The organism is Hungatella hathewayi WAL-18680, assembly GCF_000235505.1.
Taxonomy (GTDB): Bacteria; Bacillota; Clostridia; order Lachnospirales; family Lachnospiraceae; genus Hungatella_A; species Hungatella_A hathewayi_A.
The window spans coordinates 102,971-122,102 of record NZ_JH379031.1 but is presented as its reverse complement, the minus strand read 5'-3'; the positions used below and the strand labels follow the sequence as shown (position 1 = coordinate 122,102).

Below are 19,132 nucleotides of genomic sequence, written 5' to 3'. Positions count from 1 at the left end.
AGTTCACATCGACGGAGTGGTTTGGCACCTCGATGTCGGCTCATCGCATCCTGGGGCTGAAGTAGGTCCCAAGGGTTGGGCTGTTCGCCCATTAAAGCGGTACGCGAGCTGGGTTCAGAACGTCGTGAGACAGTTCGGTCCCTATCCGGCGTGGGCGTAGGATATTTGAGAGGAGCTGTCCTTAGTACGAGAGGACCGGGATGGACTGACCTCTGGTGTATCTGTTAGACTATCAAGTCTATGGCAGAGTAGCCAAGTCGGGAAGGGATAAACGCTGAAGGCATCTAAGCGTGAAGCCCCCCTCAAGATGAGATATCCCATACGCAAGTAGTAAGACCCCTTGAAGACGACGAGGTAGATAGGGCAGAGGTGGAAGCATGGCAACATGTGTAGCTGACTGTTACTAATAGGTCGAGGGCTTAACCAAGTTGGTTTAGGTAGAGGAAGTAAGAACGGATGATAAGGTATATAGCAATGTGTGGTTTTGAGGGTATATGTTTTGTGACATAAACCTTTAGGTTTGGCCTGGTGGCTCAGTTGGTTAGAGCGCCGCCCTGTCACGGCGGAGGTCGTGGGTTCGAGTCCCATCCGGGTCGTTTGTAATGGAATATATGATTGAGGGATCTTAGCTCAGCTGGGAGAGCATCTGCCTTACAAGCAGAGGGTCATAGGTTCGAGCCCTATAGGTCCCATTCCTTATGTAAATAACTGAACAAGGCATGATAATGCCGATGTGGCTCAATTGGCAGAGCAGCTGATTTGTAATCAGCAGGTTATCGGTTCGAGTCCGATCATCGGCTTTGTTCTAAACAATAGGACATCATGGGGGAATTCCCGAGTGGCCAAAGGGGGCAGACTGTAAATCTGTTAGCTGTGCTTTCGGTGGTTCGAATCCACCTTCCCCCACTCGCAACAAACTGGAGTCATAAAATCTAAGTTTGCTGCATATAATAATTTTATAATTGTCGCGGGGTGGAGCAGTCTGGAAGCTCGTCGGGCTCATAACCCGAAGGTCGTAGGTTCAAATCCTGCCCCCGCAATTTCGCATGTAACCCTTTGTTTTTTGAACATTGGATGGACATGCATGAACGTGCCTTGGTAGCTCAGTTGGTAGAGCAGAGGACTGAAAATCCTCGTGTCACTGGTTCGATTCCGGTCCAAGGCATATTTTTAATTAAATAATATGGGATATTAGCTCAGTCGGTAGAGCACTTGACTTTTAATCAAGTTGTCCGGGGTTCGAATCCCCGATGTCTCAGCAATGTAGAAGGCAGAATTCCTTGCAAATGTAAGGAATTCTGCCTTTTTTGTGATGCGGTCATTTGTGTATTACTCATCAAAGTCTACGATGACGTAGTAGCCGCGGTCATTGTTTTTGATGTCCTTCACGATGCCGTGGGTGGATTTGATGCGGTCACGGCCGGTATAGCAGCCGGACATGGCAACTGCGGGCTCTATGATGTAGCTGCAGCTGCTGGTGCCTACCCGCTCTGTGACCTCCACTTCCTGGCCTATTTCGACCAGGCCCTGACGTTCCATTTTGAATTCGATGGTTCTCATGTTTTATCCTGCCTCTTTTCTGATATCTATTATCGATGCCCTGATTATAGGGCCAGGGCTCTCAGCTTTGCCTCATTGGTTATCTGGATGGTTCCCCGGGAGAGGGAGACAATACCTTCTTTTTCAAAATATTTCAACATCCGTGATACAACTTCCCTTGCGCTGCCCAGTTCTTTGGCTATCTCATCGTGGGTGGCCTGGATGGTGGTGGATTTGCGGTTGAGTTTTTCATCCTCCAGATATCCGGCCAGACGTTTGTCAAAGCTTTTGAACAGTATCTCGGAGATGGCCCACATCACGTCGGAGAAATGCTCGGCAATGTGCTTGTAAATATAATTTTCCATGTAGAGGTTGCTGCCCATCAGGCGGCGCAGACATGGGGTTCCGGAGATAAGGAGGACGGAGTCCTCAGTGGCTTCCATCATGATTTCAAAAGAGATTTCTTCCATGACACAGCCGGCTGACAGCGTGCATATCTCGTTGGGGTTGATGCGGAACAGGGTAATCTCCCTTCCTTCATCTGATTGGATGTAGACACGCACTTGTCCGGACTGCACGAGAAAGATGCCCAGGCAGTGATGGTGTTTATCCTGAAGAAGATTTCCTTTTTTGTATTCCTGAATCGTGGAGCAGGTTACGAAAGCTTGCTGTTCCTCTTCGCTTAAATGGTTCCAGAAGGGATAATGGGTGCTTAATAATTCTTTCATAGTCATAGTCATACTCTTTTCTGTTCGAATAAATTGTCGTCTGTTTATAGTTTAACTGATATTGGTAAGATATGCAATCATCGGAGATAAAGATAAAATATTTCTTAATATTTACTATATATCAATATTAATTTATCGAAAAACAATAATAATATATTGAAAAGTAGAAAATCATATGATATAGTGCAATTAAGGATATGGAAAAATTTGGTGTGATTACAGGAGGTTGTTATGAATAATGGGCTGGTAAGGTTTACAAAACGATTGCTGGATATGATGTTTTATGCAGGAATTATTTTGACAATTATGATTCCAGTTGCGTTTCATTATGTGGGATTCTATATTGAGGTTTATCGGAAATACTATATTCCCCAGTGTGTGGTATATATGATATCCGGTGTGTTCTGTATCAGGATTGTGTATGAATTGAGAAAAATGTTTATAACTGTGCTGAATGAGGATGCATTTGTGGATAGCAATGTGGTTTCTTTAAAGGTGATGAGTAAATGTGCTTTTTTGATAGGAGCCATGTCGGTCGTGCGTCTGCCACTGTCTCCTACACCTGCCACCATTGTGATATTGATTGTATTTTCAGTTGCCGGACTGTTCAGCATTGTGCTGGCCCAGGTGTTTGGGGAAGCCATCCGGTATAAACAGGAAAATGATTTGACCATATAGGAGGTAGGCTGTGGGGATTGTTGTTAATTTGGATGTGATGATGGCCAGGAGAAAGATGGGCCTGACGGAGCTGTCGAATGAGGTGGATATCACTATGGCGAACCTGTCAATTTTAAAGAACAATAAGGCAAAGGCAATTAGGTTTACGACGCTGGAGGCAATCTGCAAAGCCCTGGATTGCCAGCCGGGAGATATTTTGCAGTATGTGGATGATGGAGAGGAGGAAACGTGATGAATGAGGAAACGATGAATGGAAATCAGAATGTTGAGCCGGCAGTATCTGCACCGGAAGCGGAAACTTCCGTACCGCCGGTCAGTCCGGAGCAGGAGATGATAAACCAGAGGAATCTGGCCAGGAAGGAAGAGCAGGAAGCTCTGAAGCGGGAAAATGAGAGGCAGGAAGCCTGTGTTAAGGTAGTGGGAGAACAGTTTGGATATTATGGGCTGCTCAGTCTAGCATACGGGATCATTTACTCTCTCTGCCTGTATAAGAACACGTCGGGAATTCTGGTGCCGGTGTTTACAGCTGTCAGTTATGGGATGGCGTATCTGGTTTTAAAGAAAATGAATATGCCGATAAAAAAATGGTCTTATTATTTGGCTGCTTTATCACTTCTTATCAGTATTTCCACTTGCCGGACAGCCAGCTATTTCTTTATCTTTTTTAATAAGCAGGCGGTATTGCTGCTTTGGTGGGTGTTCTGGCTTCACCAGTTTTATGAAGACGATGCGTGGAATATTGGAAAATATTTCTGTACTATTTTTCAGTTTCTGTTTCGGATTGTCTGTGCTTTGGGATATCCATTTAAACATTGTGCGTCCTATGTAAAGTCACTGAAAAATCAAAAGAGCCGGAATGTGGTTCTGGTGCTGTTCGGTGTGGTAGTGGCAATTCCGCTGGTATCGATTCTTACGATACTGCTGTCGGAAGCAGATATGGTGTTCCAGAATATTCTCACTACGTTTCTGGATACGTTCCTGAAGCCGTCTACGGTGATTGGTGTTGTGGCGAAAACATTGTTTGGTGTTGTGGCCTTTTACTGTATTATCTGTGAGGTAAGCAGGAAGGGAATCCGCGAGGAGGTTGAGGACAGGAGAAAACAGGAGCCAATCGTGGCTATCACAGCGATGGGCCTTGTGGGAGTTTTGTACGTGATGTTCTGTGGAATTCAGATTGTGTATCTCTTTATGGGAAAGGGAGTACTGCCGGATGATATGACATACTCGGAGTATGCGAGACAGGGATTCTTCCAGCTGGTCTTTGTGTCACTGTTGAATCTGGTGCTGGTACTTCTGTGTCTGAAATACTTTAAGAAAAACAGGGTTTTAAATGTGGTGCTGACTATCATCAGTCTCTGTACCTACGTGATGATGGCCTCTGCGGGATACCGGATGATGTTGTATATCTCAGAGTATCATCTGACACTACTGAGGATACTGGTTTTATGGTTTTTGGCGGTTCTGGCGGTCTTGATGGCTGGGGTGCTGATGATTATATACCGGAATGATTTTCCGCTGTTTCGGTACTGTATTGTAGTAATTTCAGCAGCTTATTTTGCACTTGCATGGTCAAAGCCGGATTTCATTATTGCAAGGTATAATATGAGTCATGAAGCAGAATTAAGCTATGATTCGGTATATTATCTCACCCACTTGTCGGCGGATGCTGCTCCGGAGGTATCAAAACTGATTGGAAGCAAATGGGATGAATATGGGAATGTACAAAATTATTTGGCCTGGAGTCATAAGGAGATGTCCTGGAGAACTTATAATTTCTCTTATGCAAAAGCAAAACAGTATCAATAAAAAATACCCTTTTGTCGATGATGGCAAAAGGGATTTTCCTATTAGGTACTGATTTATTAATGTCTGTCAAGAATGCTCTGAAGCTGCTGCTCAGAGATAACGCCTACGGACTGGTCTACCAGCTGGCCGCCTTTAAATATAAGCAGTGTCGGTACGGTCATGATGCGGTAGCGCTCTGCCAACGACATATCGGCGTCGATGTCTACTTTGTAAAAGTGAACGTCAGGCATCTTCTGTGCTGCGGTTTCCAGGATTGGTGTAAACATTTTACATGGTCCGCACCAGGTGGCGAAGAAATCAACTACGGTGAATCCGTCGTAGGACTGGATGGTTGTGTCAAAGTTACCCTGATTTAAATGTTCTAATGCCATATTATTTCCCTCCATAAATACATAGATTTTTATTTCTGGTTATTAGTTTTCTCAATTTCTGGTATTACTATAACACAATAGGAAATCTATTTCTGTGACTAAGTTACATAACGGTAAATGAATGTTTTGACGAACCTCTTTTCTTTATGCTACAATGGCAGGTAGGAAAGAGGAGTATGGTGGATATGAAGGATTCCGGGCTTTTGGAGCGTTTAAAAGAATATGGGGAGTCGGATATGTATCCGTTTCATATGCCGGGGCATAAGAGGCGGATAGATGAGGCGTTTTCGAGGGAATTTCCCAATCCGTTTTCGATTGATATCACGGAGGTTGACGGGTTTGATAATCTGCACCATCCGGAGGGGATTTTGAAGGAATCCATGGAGTGGGCGGCGAAAGTTTATGGGGCAGATAGGACTTATTATCTGGTGAATGGGAGCAGCTGTGGGATTTTAAGCGCCATCTGTGGGACGACAGACAATTCAGACACAATTCTCATGAGCAGGAATTGCCATAAATCGGCATATCACGGGGTTTTCCTCAATCATTTGCGGGCAAAGTACATTTATCCACAATTGTTGGAGAATACCTGTGTACAAGGTGGATTACTTCCTGACGAAATGGAGGATATGTTGAAAACTAATGTGGAAATCTCCGCAGTTTTTGTCGTTTCTCCTACTTATGATGGAATTGTATCGGATATTAAAACTATTGCAAATATTTGTCACAAATACGCAATTCCATTGATTGTGGATGAGGCTCATGGAGCACATTTCCGTTATGGGAAGGATTTGCCGGTGTCGGCGCTGGAACTGGGAGCGGATGTGGTGATTCAGAGCGTGCATAAGACACTGCCGTCCTTTACCCAGACTGCGATGCTTCATGTGAAGGAAGGATATGTGGATGTGGAGAAGATTGAGCGGTATCTGCATATCTATCAGAGCAGCAGCCCTTCGTACCTGTTTATGGCCGGGATTGAGAACTGTATCCGGTACATGGAAGGGGATGGACGTGCGAGGATGGAGGAACTGCTCTTTAAGGTGAGGAGACTGCGGGAGGAACTGGCACAGCTGGAACATTTATCGATAATGGGACCAGAGGTGGTTGGGACAGCGGGTGTCTATGATTTAGATATCACGAAGCTGATTATTTCTACGGTTGGAACGAGTATAAGCGGGGCGGAACTGGATGAGATTTTGAGGTCAAAGTATCATCTGGAGATGGAAATGTGTACGGACACTTATGTGACGGCAATTCTTTCGGTTATGGACACGGATGAGGGGCTTGGACGGCTGAGAGATGCTTTGCTGGAAATAGACGCGGAGTTAGGCGTGGCGGAAGATGAGAGACTGGCGCGGCCTGGTGAGCGGAATGTGCTGGAGGAAGCAGCGTCATGTTCGCCGGAAATCAGGATGACGATATACGATGCGGTGAGCAGTGGGAAGACAACGGTGCCGCTTGAGGACAGCGCCGGAAGAATTTCCGGGGAATATATCTATGTTTATCCGCCGGGTATTCCGATAGTTGCGCCGGGAGAGGTGCTGAACCGGGAATTGATTGAGACGGTCAGACGGTATCAGAAGATGGGGCTGGCGGTTCAGGGTTTGAAGGATGAGAGTCTTAATAGGATAGAAGTGATAAAGGAGAAGGAAATATGGGAAAAGTAATTGTGATAGAGGGCAGTGACGGGAGTGGGAAGGCAACACAGACAGCATTATTGTATGAGTATCTGAAGGCGGCAGGGCGGCAGGTGCGGATGGTGACTTATCCCAACTATGACAGTCCGTCCTCTTCTCTGGTGAAGATGTATCTGGGGAAGGAGTTTGGGGATGACGCGTTTGCGGTAAATGCTTATGTGGCGTCGTCATTTTTTGCGGTGGACAGGTTTGCCTCTTATATTAAAGACTGGAAAGAGTTTTATGAGGCGGATGAGAACAACATTGTTATCTGCGACCGCTATGTGACCAGCAATATGCTGCATCAGACGGCCAAGATTGAGGGACGGGAAGAGAAACTGAAATTCCTGGACTGGGAGTATGATTTTGAGTTTGTAAAAGGCGGGCTTCCGGTGCCGGACAAGGTGTTTTTCCTGGATGTGAATCCGGATACCACGTTCCGGCTGATGAGGGACCGGGAGAATAAATTTACCCACGAGGCGGAGAAGGATATTCATGAGTCTAATCCGGAGTTTTTGATTAAGTCTTACGAGAACAGTCTTCTGCTTGGAGAGCGGTATGGGTGGGATAGAATCCCCTGCTGTGACGAGGAAGGGCGGATGAAGTCCATTGAGGCGATTCATGAGATTATCTGCCAGCATTTAGATGATTAGTTTTTCTATACAGAGTTTTGATAATGTGATATACTTATCGAGTATAGGTAAAATCAGGAGGACGTACCATGCTTGTTTTTCAGGACATTTTAGGACATGAGATGATAAAAGAGCATTTCCAGAAGGCGATTGAGGCCCAGAAGGTTTCTCATGCATATATCCTGTCTGGAGAGGCCGGTATGGGGAGGAAGTCGCTGGCCAATGCATTTGCCCTGACACTGCTCTGTGAGAAGGGGAAGAGCCAGCCGTGTATGGAGTGCCACGCCTGCAAGCAGGTGTTGTCCGGCAACCATCCTGATTTGGTATATGTTCACCATGAGAAGCCGGCCAGTATCGGTGTGGATGATATCAGGGAACAGATTAATGATACGATTATGATACGGCCGTACAGCAGTTATTATAAGATATATATTGTGGACGAGGCGGAGAAGATGACCGTGCAGGCGCAGAACGCGCTGCTCAAGACGATTGAGGAACCGCCGGCTTACGCGGTAATTATTCTGCTGACTACCAATCCGGATGCATTTCTTCCGACGATTTTGTCCAGGTGCGTGCAGTTGAAATTGAGGCCGCTTCCGGACAATGTGGTGAAGGGGTACCTGGTTGGAAATATGGGAGTATCGGAGAATAATGCGGAGCTTTACGCGGCATTTTCCAGGGGGAACTTAGGGAAGGCCATCAAGCTGGCAAGCTCGGAGGAATTCCGGGTGTTGTATGACTCGGTGTTGTTTTTGCTGAAGCACGTGAGGGATATGGATATCTCGGAGCTGCTGGATTATATCCGCAAGCTGAAGGATGAGAATCTGGATATCTACGAGTGTCTGGATTTCATGCAGATATGGTATCGGGATGCGTTGATGTTTAAGGTGACCAATGACGCTAATCTGCTGATTTTTAAGGATGAGTATACGATCATCAATGAGATGAGTAAGAATACGGGTTATGACGGATTTGAGAACGTGTTACAGGCCATTGACAAGGCGAGAGTCCGGCTGGATGCGAATGTTAATTTTGAATTAGCCATGGAGCTGATGCTGCTGGCTATGAAGGAGAACTAGATACATGACGAAAGTAATTGGAGTGAGATTTAGAAATGCGGGCAAGATTTATTATTTTGCGCCGGGGAAATTTGATATTAAGTCCGGGGACCATGTGATTGTGGAGACGGCCCGGGGGATTGAATATGGGTTTGTTGTGCTGGGAAGCCGTGAGGTGGAGGACAACAAGGTGGTACAGCCGTTAAAGTCCGTGATTCGGATGGCGAATGCGGAGGATGAGGCCACGGAGAGCAGCAATAAGAAAAAAGAAAAAGAAGCGTTCAAGGTATGTCTGGAGAAAATCAGGAAGCACAATCTGGAGATGAAGCTGATTGATGTGGAATATACGTTTGACAATAACAAGGTGCTGTTCTATTTCACAGCGGATGGGAGAATTGATTTCCGGGAGCTGGTGAAGGATTTGGCGGCGGTGTTTAAGACCAGGATTGAGTTGCGTCAGGTGGGTGTCAGGGATGAGACGAAGATTGTAGGCGGAGTCGGTGTGTGCGGCCGTGCGCTGTGCTGCCACTCTTATCTGTCGGAGTTTATTCCGGTTTCGATTAAGATGGCGAAGGAGCAGAATCTTTCTCTGAACCCGACGAAGATATCGGGCGTGTGTGGAAGGCTGATGTGCTGTCTGAAGAATGAGGAAGAGACTTATGAGTATTTAAACAGCAAGCTGCCGGGAATTGGCGATTATGTGACCACGGACGACGGGCTGAAAGGGGAGGTTCACGGAGTGAATGTGCTCAGACAGCTGGTGAAGGTCGTGGTGACGGTTGATAGGGACGAGAAGGAAATCCGCGAGTACAAAGTGGAGCAGCTGAAGTTCCGACCGAAACGCAAGAAAGAGAAGGTCCATGTGGACGATGAGCTTAAGAAACTGGAAGCTCTTGAAAAAAAGGAAGGAAAATCCAAGTTAGATGACAATTAATCTAAAAGACAATGAGCGCTTTGATGATTTGCAGCGGAATGGTTACCGGATTATCCAGAAGACGGACGGGTTCTGTTTCGGGATGGATGCGGTGCTGCTGTCGGGATTTGCACAGGTGAAGGATGGGGAGCGGGCGCTGGATCTGGGAACGGGGACGGGCATCATTCCGATTCTTCTGGAGGCGAAGACGGACGGGAAGCATTTTACCGGGCTAGAGATTCAGGAGGAGATGGCGGATATGGCCGCCAGAAGCGTTTTATACAATCATCTGGAAGATAAGATTGAGATTATAACAGGGGATATAAAAGAAGCCAGCCGGCTGTTTGGCTTGGCTTCTTTTGATGTGGTGACATCGAATCCCCCTTATATGAATGATGCCCATGGGCTCAAGAACCCGGATATGCAGAAGGCCATATCGAGGCATGAGGTGCTTTGTACGCTGGAGGACGTGGTGCGGGAGGCTTCGAGGCTTTTGAGGCCGGGAGGACGGTTTTATATGGTTCACAGGCCACACCGGCTGATCGAGATTATCACGGCATTGACGAAGCATAAGCTGGAGCCGAAGCGGATGAAGTTTGTGCATCCTTATGTGGACAAGGATGCCAATATGGTGCTGATTGAGGCGGTGCGCGGCGGGAAGCCGATGATGAAGCTGGAAGCGCCGATTATTGTATACAAAGAGCAGGGTGTGTATACGGATGAGATTTATGATATCTATGGGTATTAAGGTGTTTGGTGATTGTTGGTGAGGAATGGGAATGCCAAAATTTTTGGCGGCAGTTTAGAATGAAAGCAGGTTTGTAAACGTGGAAAATGCAGGGAAACTATATTTATGTGCGACACCCATCGGGAATCTGGATGATATTACACTCCGGGTGCTGAAGACGCTGGAGGAGGTGGATTTGATTGCGGCGGAGGATACGAGACACAGTATCAAACTGCTGAATCATTTTGAGATTAAGACGCCGATGACCAGTTATCATGAGTTTAATAAGATTGAGAAGGCGAGATACCTGGTGGAGCAGATGAGACAGGGAGTGTCCATTGCGCTGGTTACGGACGCGGGGACTCCGGGTATCTCGGACCCTGGGGAAGAATTGGTGCGGCAGTGTTATGAGGCCGGGATTGAGGTGACTTCCCTGCCGGGGCCTGCGGCCTGTGTGACGGCGCTGACGCTGTCGGGGCTGTCAACCAGGAGATTCTGCTTTGAGGCGTTTCTGCCTGCGGATAAGAAGGACAGGCAGTGGATTCTGGAGGAGTTAAAGCGGGAGACCAGGACGATTATCGTGTATGAGGCTCCCCACAGGCTTGTGAGGACGCTGGGAGAGCTTCTGGAGGCACTGGGGAACCGGAGCATCACGATATGCCGGGAACTTACCAAGAAGTATGAGGAGGCGTACCGGACGACGTTTGAGGACGCTCTGAAGCTGTATGAGATGCAGGAACCGAAAGGGGAGTGTGTGATTGTCATTGAGGGGAAACGGATTGCGGATATCCAGGACGAGCAGGTGAAATCCTGGGAGGAAATGCCGATGGAAGAGCATATGGCGATTTATGAGGGCCAGGGAATTGAGCGGAAGGAAGCCATGCGTCTGGTGGCTAAGGACCGGGGAATCAGCAAGCGGGATGTGTACCAGTATCTGATGAACCGGAAGGAGAGTTAAGGGTTAAAATTTGTGTAAAAACTTTTTGCAAATGTTCTAACTGTTCAGTTCGAAGTTTTAAAGGTATGATATGCCTAGAAACGAAAACGAACAGGAGGGGTTGCAAAAGTGAGTAAGTTATTGAGTGAAAATTGTATTGTGTTTGACATCGATGCAGCGGAGAAACAGGATGTTCTGATGGCTCTTGTGAAGGAACTTCATGCTGCTGGTAAGATTACAGATGTGAATGAGTTTTTTGAGGATGTGTTGGCGAGGGAAGCAATCGCACCGACTTATGTAGGATTTGACATGGGTCTGCCCCACGGAAAAACCGACCATGTGCTGGAAGCGTCCGTGTGTTTCGGAAGGACGAAGAATCCGGTGGCTTGGACGGAAGATGGGGAAACGGTTGATTTGGTTATCATGATTGCGGTTCCGCTTTCTGAAGCGGGGAATACCCACATGAAGATACTGGCCAGCTTATCCAGGAAGCTGATGCATGAGGAATTCAGGGAATCCTTGAGAAACAGCAGCAAAGAACAGGTATTTGCAATCTTAACAGAGGTATTGGAGGGCTAAGAGATGAAAGAGCAGTTAATGACATTAAAGAAACATATTTTGACGGGTACATCCCATATGATTCCGTTTATCGTAGCGGGTGGTATTCTGTTTTCTCTGTCGGTGATGTTTAACCCGGCAGGCGCGGCGACACCGGAGACCGGATGGCTGGCAGGTCTTGCAGATATCGGTCTTGCGGGACTGACATTGTTTGTACCGGTGCTTGGCGGTTACATAGCTTATTCCATAGCGGATAAACCTGGTCTGGCGCCCGGTATGATTGGCGCGTATCTGGCCAATTCCATGGGAGCGGGTTTCCTGGGAGGCATGGCAGCAGGTCTTATCGCAGGTGTGGTTGTAAAGCAGTTAAAGAGAATTAAACTTCCGATTTCGTTGAAGACTCTTGGTTCTATTTTTATCTATCCGTTGGTTGGTACATTTATCACAGGCGGTATTATTGTATGGGGTATCGGCGGCCCGATTGCAATTTTGATGCAGGCTTTGACTTCATGGCTGTCCGGCCTTGGTGATGTTGGCAAGGTGCCGCTGGCAAGTATTCTGGGCGCTATGACCGCATTTGATATGGGCGGTCCTATCAATAAAGTGGCAACACTGTTTGCACAGACACAGGTGGATACTCTTCCTTATCTGATGGGCGGTGTGGGAGTCGCTATCTGTACTCCTCCTATCGGTATGGGGATTGCAACGCTTCTGGCTCCGAAGAAATATAACGCGGAGGAGAAAGAGGCTGGTAAGGCGGCTATTCTGATGGGTTGTGTCGGCATCACAGAGGGAGCTATCCCGTTTGCGGCCAATGACCCGCTGCGTGTTATCCCGTCCCTGATTGTTGGTGCGGTTGTGGGAAACATTATCCCATTCCTGGCAGGTGTTTTGAATCATGCTCCGTGGGGCGGTTTGATTGTGCTTCCGGTTGTTGAGGGGCGTATCTGGTATATTATAGCGGTTCTGGCAGGCGGTCTTGTGACAGCGCTGATGGTAAACTTATTAAAGAAGAACAATATGGATGATGGCCCTGTTAAGGTTGCGGAAGATGACGGGCTGGATGAGATTTCATTTGATGAATTATAATTAAGAGGAGGTATTACAATGAAGGTAGTAGGAATTACATCATGTCCGTCGGGAGTGGCTCATACCTATATGGCGGCAGAGGCACTCAAACTGGCGGGACAGAAGCTGGGGATTGAGGTTCTTATTGAGACACAGGGGGGCGCCGGTGTGGAGAACCAGCTGAAACAGAAGGATATCGACGAGGCGGCCTGCGTGATTCTGGTCAATGATGTGGCGCTTGAGGGGATTGAGCGTTTTAAGGGGAAAAAGGTTCTGAAGATGGGCGTTTCCGATTTGATTAAGAAATCGGACGCGGTGATGAAAAAGATTCAGGATACGTTTCAGTAAGGATTGCGGGGAGTATTGACAGGATAGAAGAGAAAGAAACGGTGGAAAGAGGAGATGGGGAGACAGTCTCCTCTTTCCGCTATCAAAAAGTTTGGCTGGATAAGGATATCCGGCCTGGGAGAAGGACTTATGTTTAATGGGAGAATGCTTGGCATTATCCGTTATCTGAAGCTGCACCAGACCTCCACATTTAAAGAGATGGCGGAGAATCTGAAGGTTTCGGAGCGGAGTATCCGGTATGATGTGGACAGGATTAATGATATTCTGTCGCTGGAGAAGCTGCCGGAGATTGAAAAACATTCAAAAGGGGTGCTTGTGTTTCCGGAGGGGCTTGATTTGGAGGAGCTGGAAGAGGAAGCGGAAGTGATATATACCAGTAAGGAGCGGATGTCTGTCCTGCTCCTCATTTTGCTGCTCCGGAATGAAGAGTTGAAGATGAACCAGTTGAGCCGCCAGTTTAAGGTGTCCAGGTCCACAATCAAGAATGATATGGATGCGCTGGATGAGGAGCTTCGGAAGGATGGGCTGAGTATTGGGTACAGCGACCATTTTTATCTGGAGGGGCCGAGACGGAAGAGAATCACGCTGTTAAACCAGGAGTTTAAGAAGTATATTAATTATTTGATTAATCCGTTTACGAATTATAACTCTTATGAGTTTTACTGCATTCATATTATTCATATGGCATTTGAGGGGATTTCGATTCCCAATGTGGTGCTGGCGGTGAATGAGCTGCTGGAGCATTTGAACTGCACGCTGACCAATACGTCCTATGCCTGGTATATGTCCAATATTATGGTGCTTATCTGGTTTATCATCCATGGGAAGGAGTATCCGCTGGATTTACGGGTGGTGCCGGAGTTTGACAGGGAGAAGTTCGGGGAGTTTTCGAGGAAGCTGGAGGGGATTATCGGGCGGCCGGTGACGGAGGAGCATGTCTGTCTGATGGCCAAGCTGTTTGATTTTACCAATAAGTTTGCGGGAATCAACGAGAAGGTGGACCCGGTTCATGCGGAGGCGGTGACATTTTCCCTAATCTCGGTGATGTCGCAGGAGATGGGACTTCCCTTTGACAAGGATAAAATGCTGGTGGAAGGGCTGTTGAATCATATGATTCCACTGATTCAGAGGATTCAGGACGGGATTGAGATTCGGGATAATATGATATCGCTGCTGGGGCCGGAGGAGCTGAAGCTGTACGGGCTGATGAAGCAGGTGTGCGGGGAAGTGGATACGCTGAAGGAGATTACCAATGAGGATGAGATTGTCTATCTGACGGTCTGCTTTATGGCGAGTATCCGTAGGATGAAGAATACGCCTTATAAGCGGGTGCTGCTGGTATGCGGGCATGGGTATGGAACGACGACGATGCTGAAAGAGTCTTTGCTCAGTGAGTATCAGATTCATATTAAGGATACGATTCCGCTGTACAAGATTTCTTCTTATCCGGACTGGGCGGGGATTGATTTTGTGTTTTCCACGATTCCGTTTAACAACAGTCTGCCAAAGCCCTGTATTGTGGTGAATCCGATTCTTCAGGCGAAGGACAGGGAGGCGATAGAGGGCCTGGGGGTCGCCACAAAGACCATACTGTCCAGCTATTATGCCATTGAGGAGCGGCTGACGTTTCTGGATGAGAAAACGCGGGCGCGGGTGATGGAGGTGATTGAGCGGGAACTGGGGTATCAGACGGTGAAGCCGGTTCATAATCCCAAGAATTTTAGCAGCTTTTTGAAGTTTGACTGTATTGCGCTGACGGATTTGACGTACAGCTGGCAGCAGGCGGTGGAAATGAGCGCTTCGCTGTTGTTGAAACGCCATTTTATTGAGCGGGTGTACCTGGATGGAATGTTGGATTTTATTGAGAAGCAGGGATTTTACTCGGTGACGGATGGTTCCTTTGCGCTCCTTCACGGGAAGGGGAATGAGGGGATTGAGAAGACCAGTCTCAGCCTGCTGGTGAATAAGCAGCCGGTGGCGTTTGGGGATAAAAAGGTGAAGATCATCTTCTGCCTCGCCAGCAGGGATGGCAGAGAGCATATTCCGGCGGTGGTGACGCTGATGCGGATGGTGAAGACCACATCGCTGATTCAGGATTTGGAGCGGTGTAAGTCGGAGGAGGAGATTTACCAGACCATTTTGAATTGTGAGTTTGAAGTGTTGTAGAGATGTGAAATTGTAGAAAGAGAAGATGAAAAGACAGGCGTCCCGTTTGATTGGGACGCCTGTCTTTATCAGGAACAATAGACAGCCAGAGCGTTACGGAGGAATTCAGCGCCGCCCTCGACGATATTGTCATAGTAGGCTTTAAACCGGGCATCTGCCACGTAGCTTTCCGCCAGCGCTAAGTGTCCTTCTTTTGTGTAGGTGTTGTCGGGCCAGAACATGGTGAGCCAGATTTTATGGGTCTCACACAGTTTCTGGGCTATGGGGGATGAGGGGCTGCCGGTTTGGACGGCCTGAACTAAAAGGGTGGCGATAGTTTCTTCCAACTGTTTTGTCTCATTCCACTGGGCCTGAGTCATACCGGCCAGTCTGGCGTTGGAAGCGTCTACGGTTTTATCACCGTAGCGGTTCCGGATTTCCTGGCCGTAGGTTTCTTCATTTTCTTTTATGAAGTCTTTTTTAAAGCCTTCAAATTTCTCTGCATCATTCATGACAGTTTCTCCTTTCATGGAGGCAATGGTTTTCTTCACATTCTGAATCAGAAGTTCCATCTGCTGTCTGCGCGCTTCCAGCATGACTAAGTGGTCCGCCAATGCCTGTTCACGGTCGAAGTCCGGGGCTGTGACGATGGATTTGATGTCTTCCAGGCAGAAGTCCAAATCCCGGTAAAATAAGATCTGCTGCAGCAGATTGATTTGCTCGTCTCCGTAAATCCGGTAGCCGTTGGAATTGACCCGTAATGGTTTTAATAATCCAATCTTGTCATAATAGCGCAGTGTGCGTGTCGAGACGCCGGACAGCTTTGCTAAATGGTTCACTGTGTATTCCATGTTTCGTTACCTCCTGAAACTAAGGATAAACTATGACATCGGGTCAATGTCAACAGGTTTTATAAACGTTTTTTGCCATCTTTATCAAAATTTTTCCGGAGCGCCTTTTCTACAAAGTAGATGGGCAGGAGCAGGAAGACAATCTGGACGGCGCTTATGATTCCTGCGTAGATGGATGCCGTATCGTCATCTTTGCCCAGGGCGGTTATCATGAAGACGACGGTGAAGGCCAGCACACCCCAGCCAAGCTGCCACCACAGTTTTCCGCAGTAATGGTGGGCAAATTCCCAGGTGTCTCTGTTTTTCATGGACATGGAGGTGCGGTAGCCGAAGAGGGAGTTGATTTCCTTTGGGGCGTGTGATTGGAAGGACTTGCCAAATCCAATCATGGTTGCAGGTATTAGTAAATTCATGACGAATAAAAATATCCAGAATCCCATATCATATTCTCCAATCTTTTCTTAAAAATTAACCCGAGAAATAAGTCTTACTCATTATTTCTCGGGCGTAGGGTTTTATCGGCTCATTTCCAGTAATTTCTGTTTTAATTCTCCCTCCATGCGCGCTAATTCCTGCTCTGCGGCACGGCGTTTCTCACGGCCCTCGGTCTGAATCTTCACGACTTCATCCAGGGTGGTAATCAGGGACTGGTTGGTGGTCTTTAAGGTCTCGATGTCCACGATGCCGCGCTCGGATTCTTTGGCGGTCTCGATGGTGGCGGTCTTTAAGACTTCTGCGTTCTTGCGAAGCAGTTCGTTGGTCATGTCGGTGACTTCTCTCTGGGCTTTGGCGGCCTGGCTGGAGTGGTTGACACCGACGGCCAGCACCATCTGGCTCTTCCACAGGGGAATGGTGTTGACAATGGTGGATTGAATCTTCTCGGAGATCAGAGTGTCGTTGCTCTGGACCAGACGAATCTGCGGCGCCATCTGGAGAGATACCATGCGGGTCAGCTCCAGGTCGTGAATCTTTTTCTCAAACCGTCCGCACAGGGAAGCCATATCGTTGGCGGCCTGGGCATCCTCCGGCTGTCCGGTCTGCTCCGCTTTCCGGGCGAGAGCCGGAAGTTCCACGGTCTGGGCTTGTTCCAGCCGCTTCTTACCCGCTAAAATGTACATGGACAGCTCTTTGAAGTAATTGGTGTTTAACTCGTACATCTTGTCCAGCACGGCGATATCTTTTAAGAGCTGGATCTGATGATTCTCCAGTACTTTGCAGATACGGTCCACGTTGGTCTTGGCCTTGTCGTATTTGGCTCTCATATTGTCCAGCTTGTCGGAACTGCGTTTGAAGAGGCCGAAAAAGCCCTTGCTCTCTTCCTCCGGCTCGAAACTTTTCAGTTCCTTCACCACGCCGGTCAGCATATCGCCGATTTCACCTAAGTCCTTGGTTTTTACATGGTTTAACGCTCCCTCGGAAAAATCAGCGATTTTCTTCTGGGCGCCTGCCCCGTACTGGAGCACCATATTGGAATCTTTTAAATCAATCTGGGCGGCAAAATCATCCACCATCTTCTGTTCTTCCGGCGTCAGCACCACGGTGGGCTCCGGGGCCGGTGTTGTGGTGGCTGTCTCCTGGATGCGGGTATTCTGCTGTGCAGTGGTCCAGATATCCATATCAGGCGCCTGCGGTTCCTTCAAGGCCGCTTCCTGGCTGCCAGCCGCCTCCGTCACAAATGGCTCCAGTGTCAGTACCGGTGTAGCTGTGTTGTTGTTATCCTGGTTCATGATTCTTCCCTCCTGTCAAAATCACTGTTTACAAATCCGTCTTTTTTTAACATGGTCTGAAGCACGGTGGCATCGGTGCTGATATCAAAGGCTTCATCCTGATATAAACCATCCAACAGCTGTTCAAATGCCTGGTTGATGGTATCCAGTGTGGCTTCCACTTCGGTCTTTGCCATGGAAATGTTCTCCCCGTCGATACCGACGCTGTCAAAATCACGGTAGGCATTGATGAGCTTGACGGTGGTGGGGAGATAGTATTCCATAAAACGCTCGATGTCATCCAGTTGCTCGGGATGACGGTCAATCACGTCAAAAATCTTCTCGATAATATTCTCCAGGCGGTCCAGCTTGGAGGAAATCACTTCGCCTGGGATGGCTTCGTTGGCATCCCGCAGGGCTTTCAAGTAAGCTTGTCCCTCGGCGGTCACCTTACTCATCCGATTGTCGGACTTGGGCGGTGCGGCCTCCGGACTGTCCTGAATGGACTGGGCTTCCTGGGTGCGGAGTTTTAAGGACTCCATGGACTGGAGATACTGCTGGTAGGTCTTGTCATCCAGCATCAGATGGGTGTTCTGCTCATCCAGGTGGGCATGGGGCAGTATTCCGTCCTTTATCATTTTCTTTAAGTCTTTGATGACAAATTTCTCTGGTCTGCCGATACAGCCTACCAGCTCGCGGATGGAACAATAGGTCTTGTTATCGACCTCTTTCAAATAGAGCTTTAACCGGGCCAGACGGCCGCGGATGGAATTGCCAATGCCAATCATGGAGCCGAATATTCCTTCCAGAATCAGTAGGAAAATTATCAGTCCCCAGGCAGCGCCCCATACGGTGTTGGATAACAATGAGAGGAACAGCGCAGCCAGTAATCCTATCGTGGTAAGTCCAAGCCCAATACTGCCAAACACGGTCAGCAGGATTCCCTTTACACGGCTGGGGGGATGAATTCTCAGATTGCTGCTAAAACTGCCCGATTTTTCCGCTTTCTGTGCTGGAGCCTTCCGGTATTGGTAAGTGGCGCCGGAAGATGCCGAGTAATTGGTTCTATGCGGTGGTTCCGGCCTTGGCTGTTCATGGGAAATGTTCGAGTCCTGATGATATTCATACCGTCTCTTGTAGCCTGTCGGGTTACCGCCGGTAAACTGCCGCCGGACCTCGTCCACGGCATCGTTGACCGTATTGGATATCGTTTGATTTAATTGTTTAAAATCCATGGAGTCGATGGCATCTTCCACCGCATCCTGGATTTGTTTGCCTATATTTGAAAATTCGTTGTATCCCATTCAAGTCCGGACCTTTCCTTAATAAAATTCATTTAGAAAATTCATTCGATATTCAAAGCTATCATAACATGAATCAATCAAGTTTAC

The 19,132-nt window shown here is 47.8% G+C and carries 20 protein-coding genes, 7 tRNA genes and 1 rRNA gene; 21 read left to right on the top strand and 7 right to left on the bottom strand.

Features of this window, described 5'->3' with window-relative positions; genetic code table 11:
* From HMPREF9473_RS25735 to HMPREF9473_RS25700, 8 genes are all read left to right on the top strand, one after another.
* Positions 1 to 427: ribosomal RNA gene (locus HMPREF9473_RS25735) — 23S ribosomal RNA — on the top strand; the annotation flags it as partial.
* 95 nt (positions 428 to 522) lie between these two features.
* Positions 523 to 596, top strand: a tRNA-Asp gene (locus HMPREF9473_RS25730).
* A 23-nt stretch (positions 597 to 619) separates the two neighbouring features.
* Positions 620 to 692 (top strand) — tRNA-Val (locus tag HMPREF9473_RS25725).
* Positions 693 to 727: 35 nt separating this feature from the next.
* A tRNA-Thr gene (locus HMPREF9473_RS25720) sits at positions 728 to 800 on the top strand.
* Between the two features lie 24 nt (positions 801 to 824).
* Positions 825 to 906, top strand: a tRNA-Tyr gene (locus tag HMPREF9473_RS25715).
* A 60-nt stretch (positions 907 to 966) separates the two neighbouring features.
* A tRNA-Met gene (locus HMPREF9473_RS25710) sits at positions 967 to 1,040 on the top strand.
* 52 nt (positions 1,041 to 1,092) lie between these two features.
* Positions 1,093 to 1,165: transfer RNA gene (locus HMPREF9473_RS25705), tRNA-Phe, on the top strand.
* A gap of 20 nt (positions 1,166 to 1,185) precedes the next feature.
* Positions 1,186 to 1,258, top strand: a tRNA-Lys gene (locus HMPREF9473_RS25700).
* A gap of 71 nt (positions 1,259 to 1,329) precedes the next feature.
* Here the strand turns inward: HMPREF9473_RS25700 and HMPREF9473_RS25695 are convergent.
* Together HMPREF9473_RS25695 and HMPREF9473_RS25690 are read right to left on the bottom strand one after the other, a co-directional pair.
* Positions 1,330 to 1,560, bottom strand: a complete 231-nt coding sequence (locus HMPREF9473_RS25695) for a hypothetical protein (RefSeq protein WP_006783157.1) — start codon at positions 1,558 to 1,560, stop codon at positions 1,330 to 1,332.
* A 44-nt stretch (positions 1,561 to 1,604) separates the two neighbouring features.
* Complete coding sequence (locus HMPREF9473_RS25690) at positions 1,605 to 2,267, bottom strand: Crp/Fnr family transcriptional regulator (protein ID WP_242830905.1); 663 nt, start codon at positions 2,265 to 2,267, stop codon at positions 1,605 to 1,607.
* Positions 2,268 to 2,498: 231 nt separating this feature from the next.
* Between HMPREF9473_RS25690 and HMPREF9473_RS25685 the strand changes: the two genes are divergently transcribed.
* Genes HMPREF9473_RS25685 through HMPREF9473_RS25675 form a run of 3 tightly spaced genes read left to right on the top strand, consistent with a single transcriptional unit; the run spans position 2,499 to position 4,751 of the window.
* Positions 2,499 to 2,945, top strand: a complete 447-nt coding sequence (locus tag HMPREF9473_RS25685) for a DUF2975 domain-containing protein (protein WP_006783155.1) — start codon at positions 2,499 to 2,501, stop codon at positions 2,943 to 2,945.
* 10 nt (positions 2,946 to 2,955) lie between these two features.
* Positions 2,956 to 3,177 carry a helix-turn-helix domain-containing protein gene (locus HMPREF9473_RS25680; protein WP_006783154.1) on the top strand — a complete coding sequence of 74 codons (222 nt, stop codon included), beginning with the start codon at positions 2,956 to 2,958 and terminating at the stop codon, positions 3,175 to 3,177.
* Entirely contained in the window at positions 3,177 to 4,751 is a 1,575-nt protein-coding gene (locus HMPREF9473_RS25675) for a DUF4153 domain-containing protein (RefSeq protein ID WP_006783153.1), read from the top strand. The genes HMPREF9473_RS25680 and HMPREF9473_RS25675 overlap by 1 nt, the downstream gene beginning before the upstream one ends.
* A gap of 56 nt (positions 4,752 to 4,807) precedes the next feature.
* Here HMPREF9473_RS25675 and trxA read toward each other — a convergent pair whose 3' ends face one another.
* Entirely contained in the window at positions 4,808 to 5,122 is a 315-nt protein-coding gene (trxA, locus tag HMPREF9473_RS25670; protein ID WP_006783152.1) for a thioredoxin, read from the bottom strand.
* A gap of 185 nt (positions 5,123 to 5,307) precedes the next feature.
* Between trxA and HMPREF9473_RS25665 the strand changes: the two genes are divergently transcribed.
* The 10 genes from HMPREF9473_RS25665 to HMPREF9473_RS25620 all read left to right on the top strand — a co-directional run bounded on the left by HMPREF9473_RS25665 (position 5,308) and on the right by HMPREF9473_RS25620 (position 15,205).
* Positions 5,308 to 6,789: an aminotransferase class I/II-fold pyridoxal phosphate-dependent enzyme gene (locus HMPREF9473_RS25665; RefSeq protein WP_006783151.1), complete on the top strand. Its 1,482-nt coding sequence runs from the start codon at positions 5,308 to 5,310 to the stop codon at positions 6,787 to 6,789.
* Positions 6,777 to 7,451 (top strand): dTMP kinase, encoded by a 675-nt coding sequence (locus tag HMPREF9473_RS25660; protein ID WP_006783150.1) that lies wholly within the window; start codon positions 6,777 to 6,779, stop codon positions 7,449 to 7,451. The genes HMPREF9473_RS25665 and HMPREF9473_RS25660 overlap by 13 nt, the downstream gene beginning before the upstream one ends.
* Positions 7,452 to 7,519: 68 nt before the next feature.
* Positions 7,520 to 8,509 (top strand): DNA polymerase III subunit delta', encoded by a 990-nt coding sequence (gene holB, locus HMPREF9473_RS25655; protein WP_006783149.1) that lies wholly within the window; start codon positions 7,520 to 7,522, stop codon positions 8,507 to 8,509.
* Positions 8,510 to 8,513: 4 nt separating this feature from the next.
* Positions 8,514 to 9,422: a PSP1 domain-containing protein gene (locus HMPREF9473_RS25650; protein ID WP_006783148.1), complete on the top strand. Its 909-nt coding sequence runs from the start codon at positions 8,514 to 8,516 to the stop codon at positions 9,420 to 9,422.
* Positions 9,412 to 10,149 carry a tRNA1(Val) (adenine(37)-N6)-methyltransferase gene (locus HMPREF9473_RS25645; RefSeq protein WP_006783147.1) on the top strand — a complete coding sequence of 246 codons (738 nt, stop codon included), beginning with the start codon at positions 9,412 to 9,414 and terminating at the stop codon, positions 10,147 to 10,149. Before HMPREF9473_RS25650 ends, HMPREF9473_RS25645 begins: the two co-directional genes overlap by 11 nt.
* A gap of 79 nt (positions 10,150 to 10,228) precedes the next feature.
* Complete coding sequence (gene rsmI, locus HMPREF9473_RS25640) at positions 10,229 to 11,086, top strand: 16S rRNA (cytidine(1402)-2'-O)-methyltransferase (protein ID WP_006783146.1); 858 nt, start codon at positions 10,229 to 10,231, stop codon at positions 11,084 to 11,086.
* 108 nt (positions 11,087 to 11,194) lie between these two features.
* The gene (locus HMPREF9473_RS25635) at positions 11,195 to 11,644 is read left to right on the top strand and encodes a PTS sugar transporter subunit IIA (protein ID WP_006783145.1); all 450 of its coding nucleotides are present in this window, start codon (positions 11,195 to 11,197) and stop codon (positions 11,642 to 11,644) included.
* A 3-nt stretch (positions 11,645 to 11,647) separates the two neighbouring features.
* Positions 11,648 to 12,712: a PTS fructose transporter subunit EIIC gene (locus tag HMPREF9473_RS25630; RefSeq protein ID WP_006783144.1), complete on the top strand. Its 1,065-nt coding sequence runs from the start codon at positions 11,648 to 11,650 to the stop codon at positions 12,710 to 12,712.
* Between the two features lie 18 nt (positions 12,713 to 12,730).
* Complete coding sequence (locus HMPREF9473_RS25625; RefSeq protein ID WP_006783143.1) at positions 12,731 to 13,039, top strand: PTS fructose-like transporter subunit IIB; 309 nt, start codon at positions 12,731 to 12,733, stop codon at positions 13,037 to 13,039.
* Positions 13,040 to 13,168: 129 nt separating this feature from the next.
* Entirely contained in the window at positions 13,169 to 15,205 is a 2,037-nt protein-coding gene (locus HMPREF9473_RS25620; RefSeq protein WP_034860224.1) for a BglG family transcription antiterminator, read from the top strand.
* Positions 15,206 to 15,273: 68 nt separating this feature from the next.
* Here HMPREF9473_RS25620 and HMPREF9473_RS25615 read toward each other — a convergent pair whose 3' ends face one another.
* The 4 genes from HMPREF9473_RS25615 to HMPREF9473_RS25600 form a co-directional block, all read right to left on the bottom strand.
* Positions 15,274 to 16,035 (bottom strand): MerR family transcriptional regulator, encoded by a 762-nt coding sequence (locus HMPREF9473_RS25615; protein ID WP_006783141.1) that lies wholly within the window; start codon positions 16,033 to 16,035, stop codon positions 15,274 to 15,276.
* A gap of 59 nt (positions 16,036 to 16,094) precedes the next feature.
* Positions 16,095 to 16,448, bottom strand: a complete 354-nt coding sequence (locus tag HMPREF9473_RS25610; RefSeq protein WP_434061521.1) for an SdpI family protein — start codon at positions 16,446 to 16,448, stop codon at positions 16,095 to 16,097.
* A gap of 102 nt (positions 16,449 to 16,550) precedes the next feature.
* Complete coding sequence (locus HMPREF9473_RS25605; protein WP_006783139.1) at positions 16,551 to 17,762, bottom strand: toxic anion resistance protein; 1,212 nt, start codon at positions 17,760 to 17,762, stop codon at positions 16,551 to 16,553.
* A complete protein-coding gene (locus tag HMPREF9473_RS25600) occupies positions 17,759 to 19,045 on the bottom strand; it encodes a 5-bromo-4-chloroindolyl phosphate hydrolysis family protein (protein ID WP_006783138.1) in 1,287 nt (428 codons plus the stop codon). The genes HMPREF9473_RS25605 and HMPREF9473_RS25600 overlap by 4 nt, the downstream gene beginning before the upstream one ends.
* Positions 19,046 to 19,132: the final 87 nt, after the last annotated feature.

Bases quoted from the DNA above. Each gene is read 5' to 3' on its own strand.
- HMPREF9473_RS25695 (WP_006783157.1), bottom strand. From the start codon at position 1,560: ATGAGAACCATCGAATTCAAAATGGAACGTCAGGGCCTGGTCGAAATA.
- HMPREF9473_RS25690 (WP_242830905.1), bottom strand. From the start codon at position 2,267: ATGAAAGAATTATTAAGCACCCATTATCCCTTCTGGAACCATTTAAGC.
- HMPREF9473_RS25685 (WP_006783155.1), top strand. From the start codon at position 2,499: ATGAATAATGGGCTGGTAAGGTTTACAAAACGATTGCTGGATATGATG.
- HMPREF9473_RS25675 (WP_006783153.1), top strand. From the start codon at position 3,177: ATGAATGAGGAAACGATGAATGGAAATCAGAATGTTGAGCCGGCAGTA.
- trxA (WP_006783152.1), bottom strand. From the start codon at position 5,122: ATGGCATTAGAACATTTAAATCAGGGTAACTTTGACACAACCATCCAG.
- HMPREF9473_RS25665 (WP_006783151.1), top strand. From the start codon at position 5,308: ATGAAGGATTCCGGGCTTTTGGAGCGTTTAAAAGAATATGGGGAGTCG.
- HMPREF9473_RS25660 (WP_006783150.1), top strand. From the start codon at position 6,777: ATGGGAAAAGTAATTGTGATAGAGGGCAGTGACGGGAGTGGGAAGGCA.
- holB (WP_006783149.1), top strand. From the start codon at position 7,520: ATGCTTGTTTTTCAGGACATTTTAGGACATGAGATGATAAAAGAGCAT.
- HMPREF9473_RS25650 (WP_006783148.1), top strand. From the start codon at position 8,514: ATGACGAAAGTAATTGGAGTGAGATTTAGAAATGCGGGCAAGATTTAT.
- HMPREF9473_RS25645 (WP_006783147.1), top strand. From the start codon at position 9,412: ATGACAATTAATCTAAAAGACAATGAGCGCTTTGATGATTTGCAGCGG.
- HMPREF9473_RS25630 (WP_006783144.1), top strand. From the start codon at position 11,648: ATGAAAGAGCAGTTAATGACATTAAAGAAACATATTTTGACGGGTACA.
- HMPREF9473_RS25625 (WP_006783143.1), top strand. From the start codon at position 12,731: ATGAAGGTAGTAGGAATTACATCATGTCCGTCGGGAGTGGCTCATACC.
- HMPREF9473_RS25620 (WP_034860224.1), top strand. From the start codon at position 13,169: ATGTTTAATGGGAGAATGCTTGGCATTATCCGTTATCTGAAGCTGCAC.
- HMPREF9473_RS25615 (WP_006783141.1), bottom strand. From the start codon at position 16,035: ATGGAATACACAGTGAACCATTTAGCAAAGCTGTCCGGCGTCTCGACA.
- HMPREF9473_RS25610 (WP_434061521.1), bottom strand. From the start codon at position 16,448: ATGAATTTACTAATACCTGCAACCATGATTGGATTTGGCAAGTCCTTC.
- HMPREF9473_RS25605 (WP_006783139.1), bottom strand. From the start codon at position 17,762: ATGAACCAGGATAACAACAACACAGCTACACCGGTACTGACACTGGAG.
- HMPREF9473_RS25600 (WP_006783138.1), bottom strand. From the start codon at position 19,045: ATGGGATACAACGAATTTTCAAATATAGGCAAACAAATCCAGGATGCG.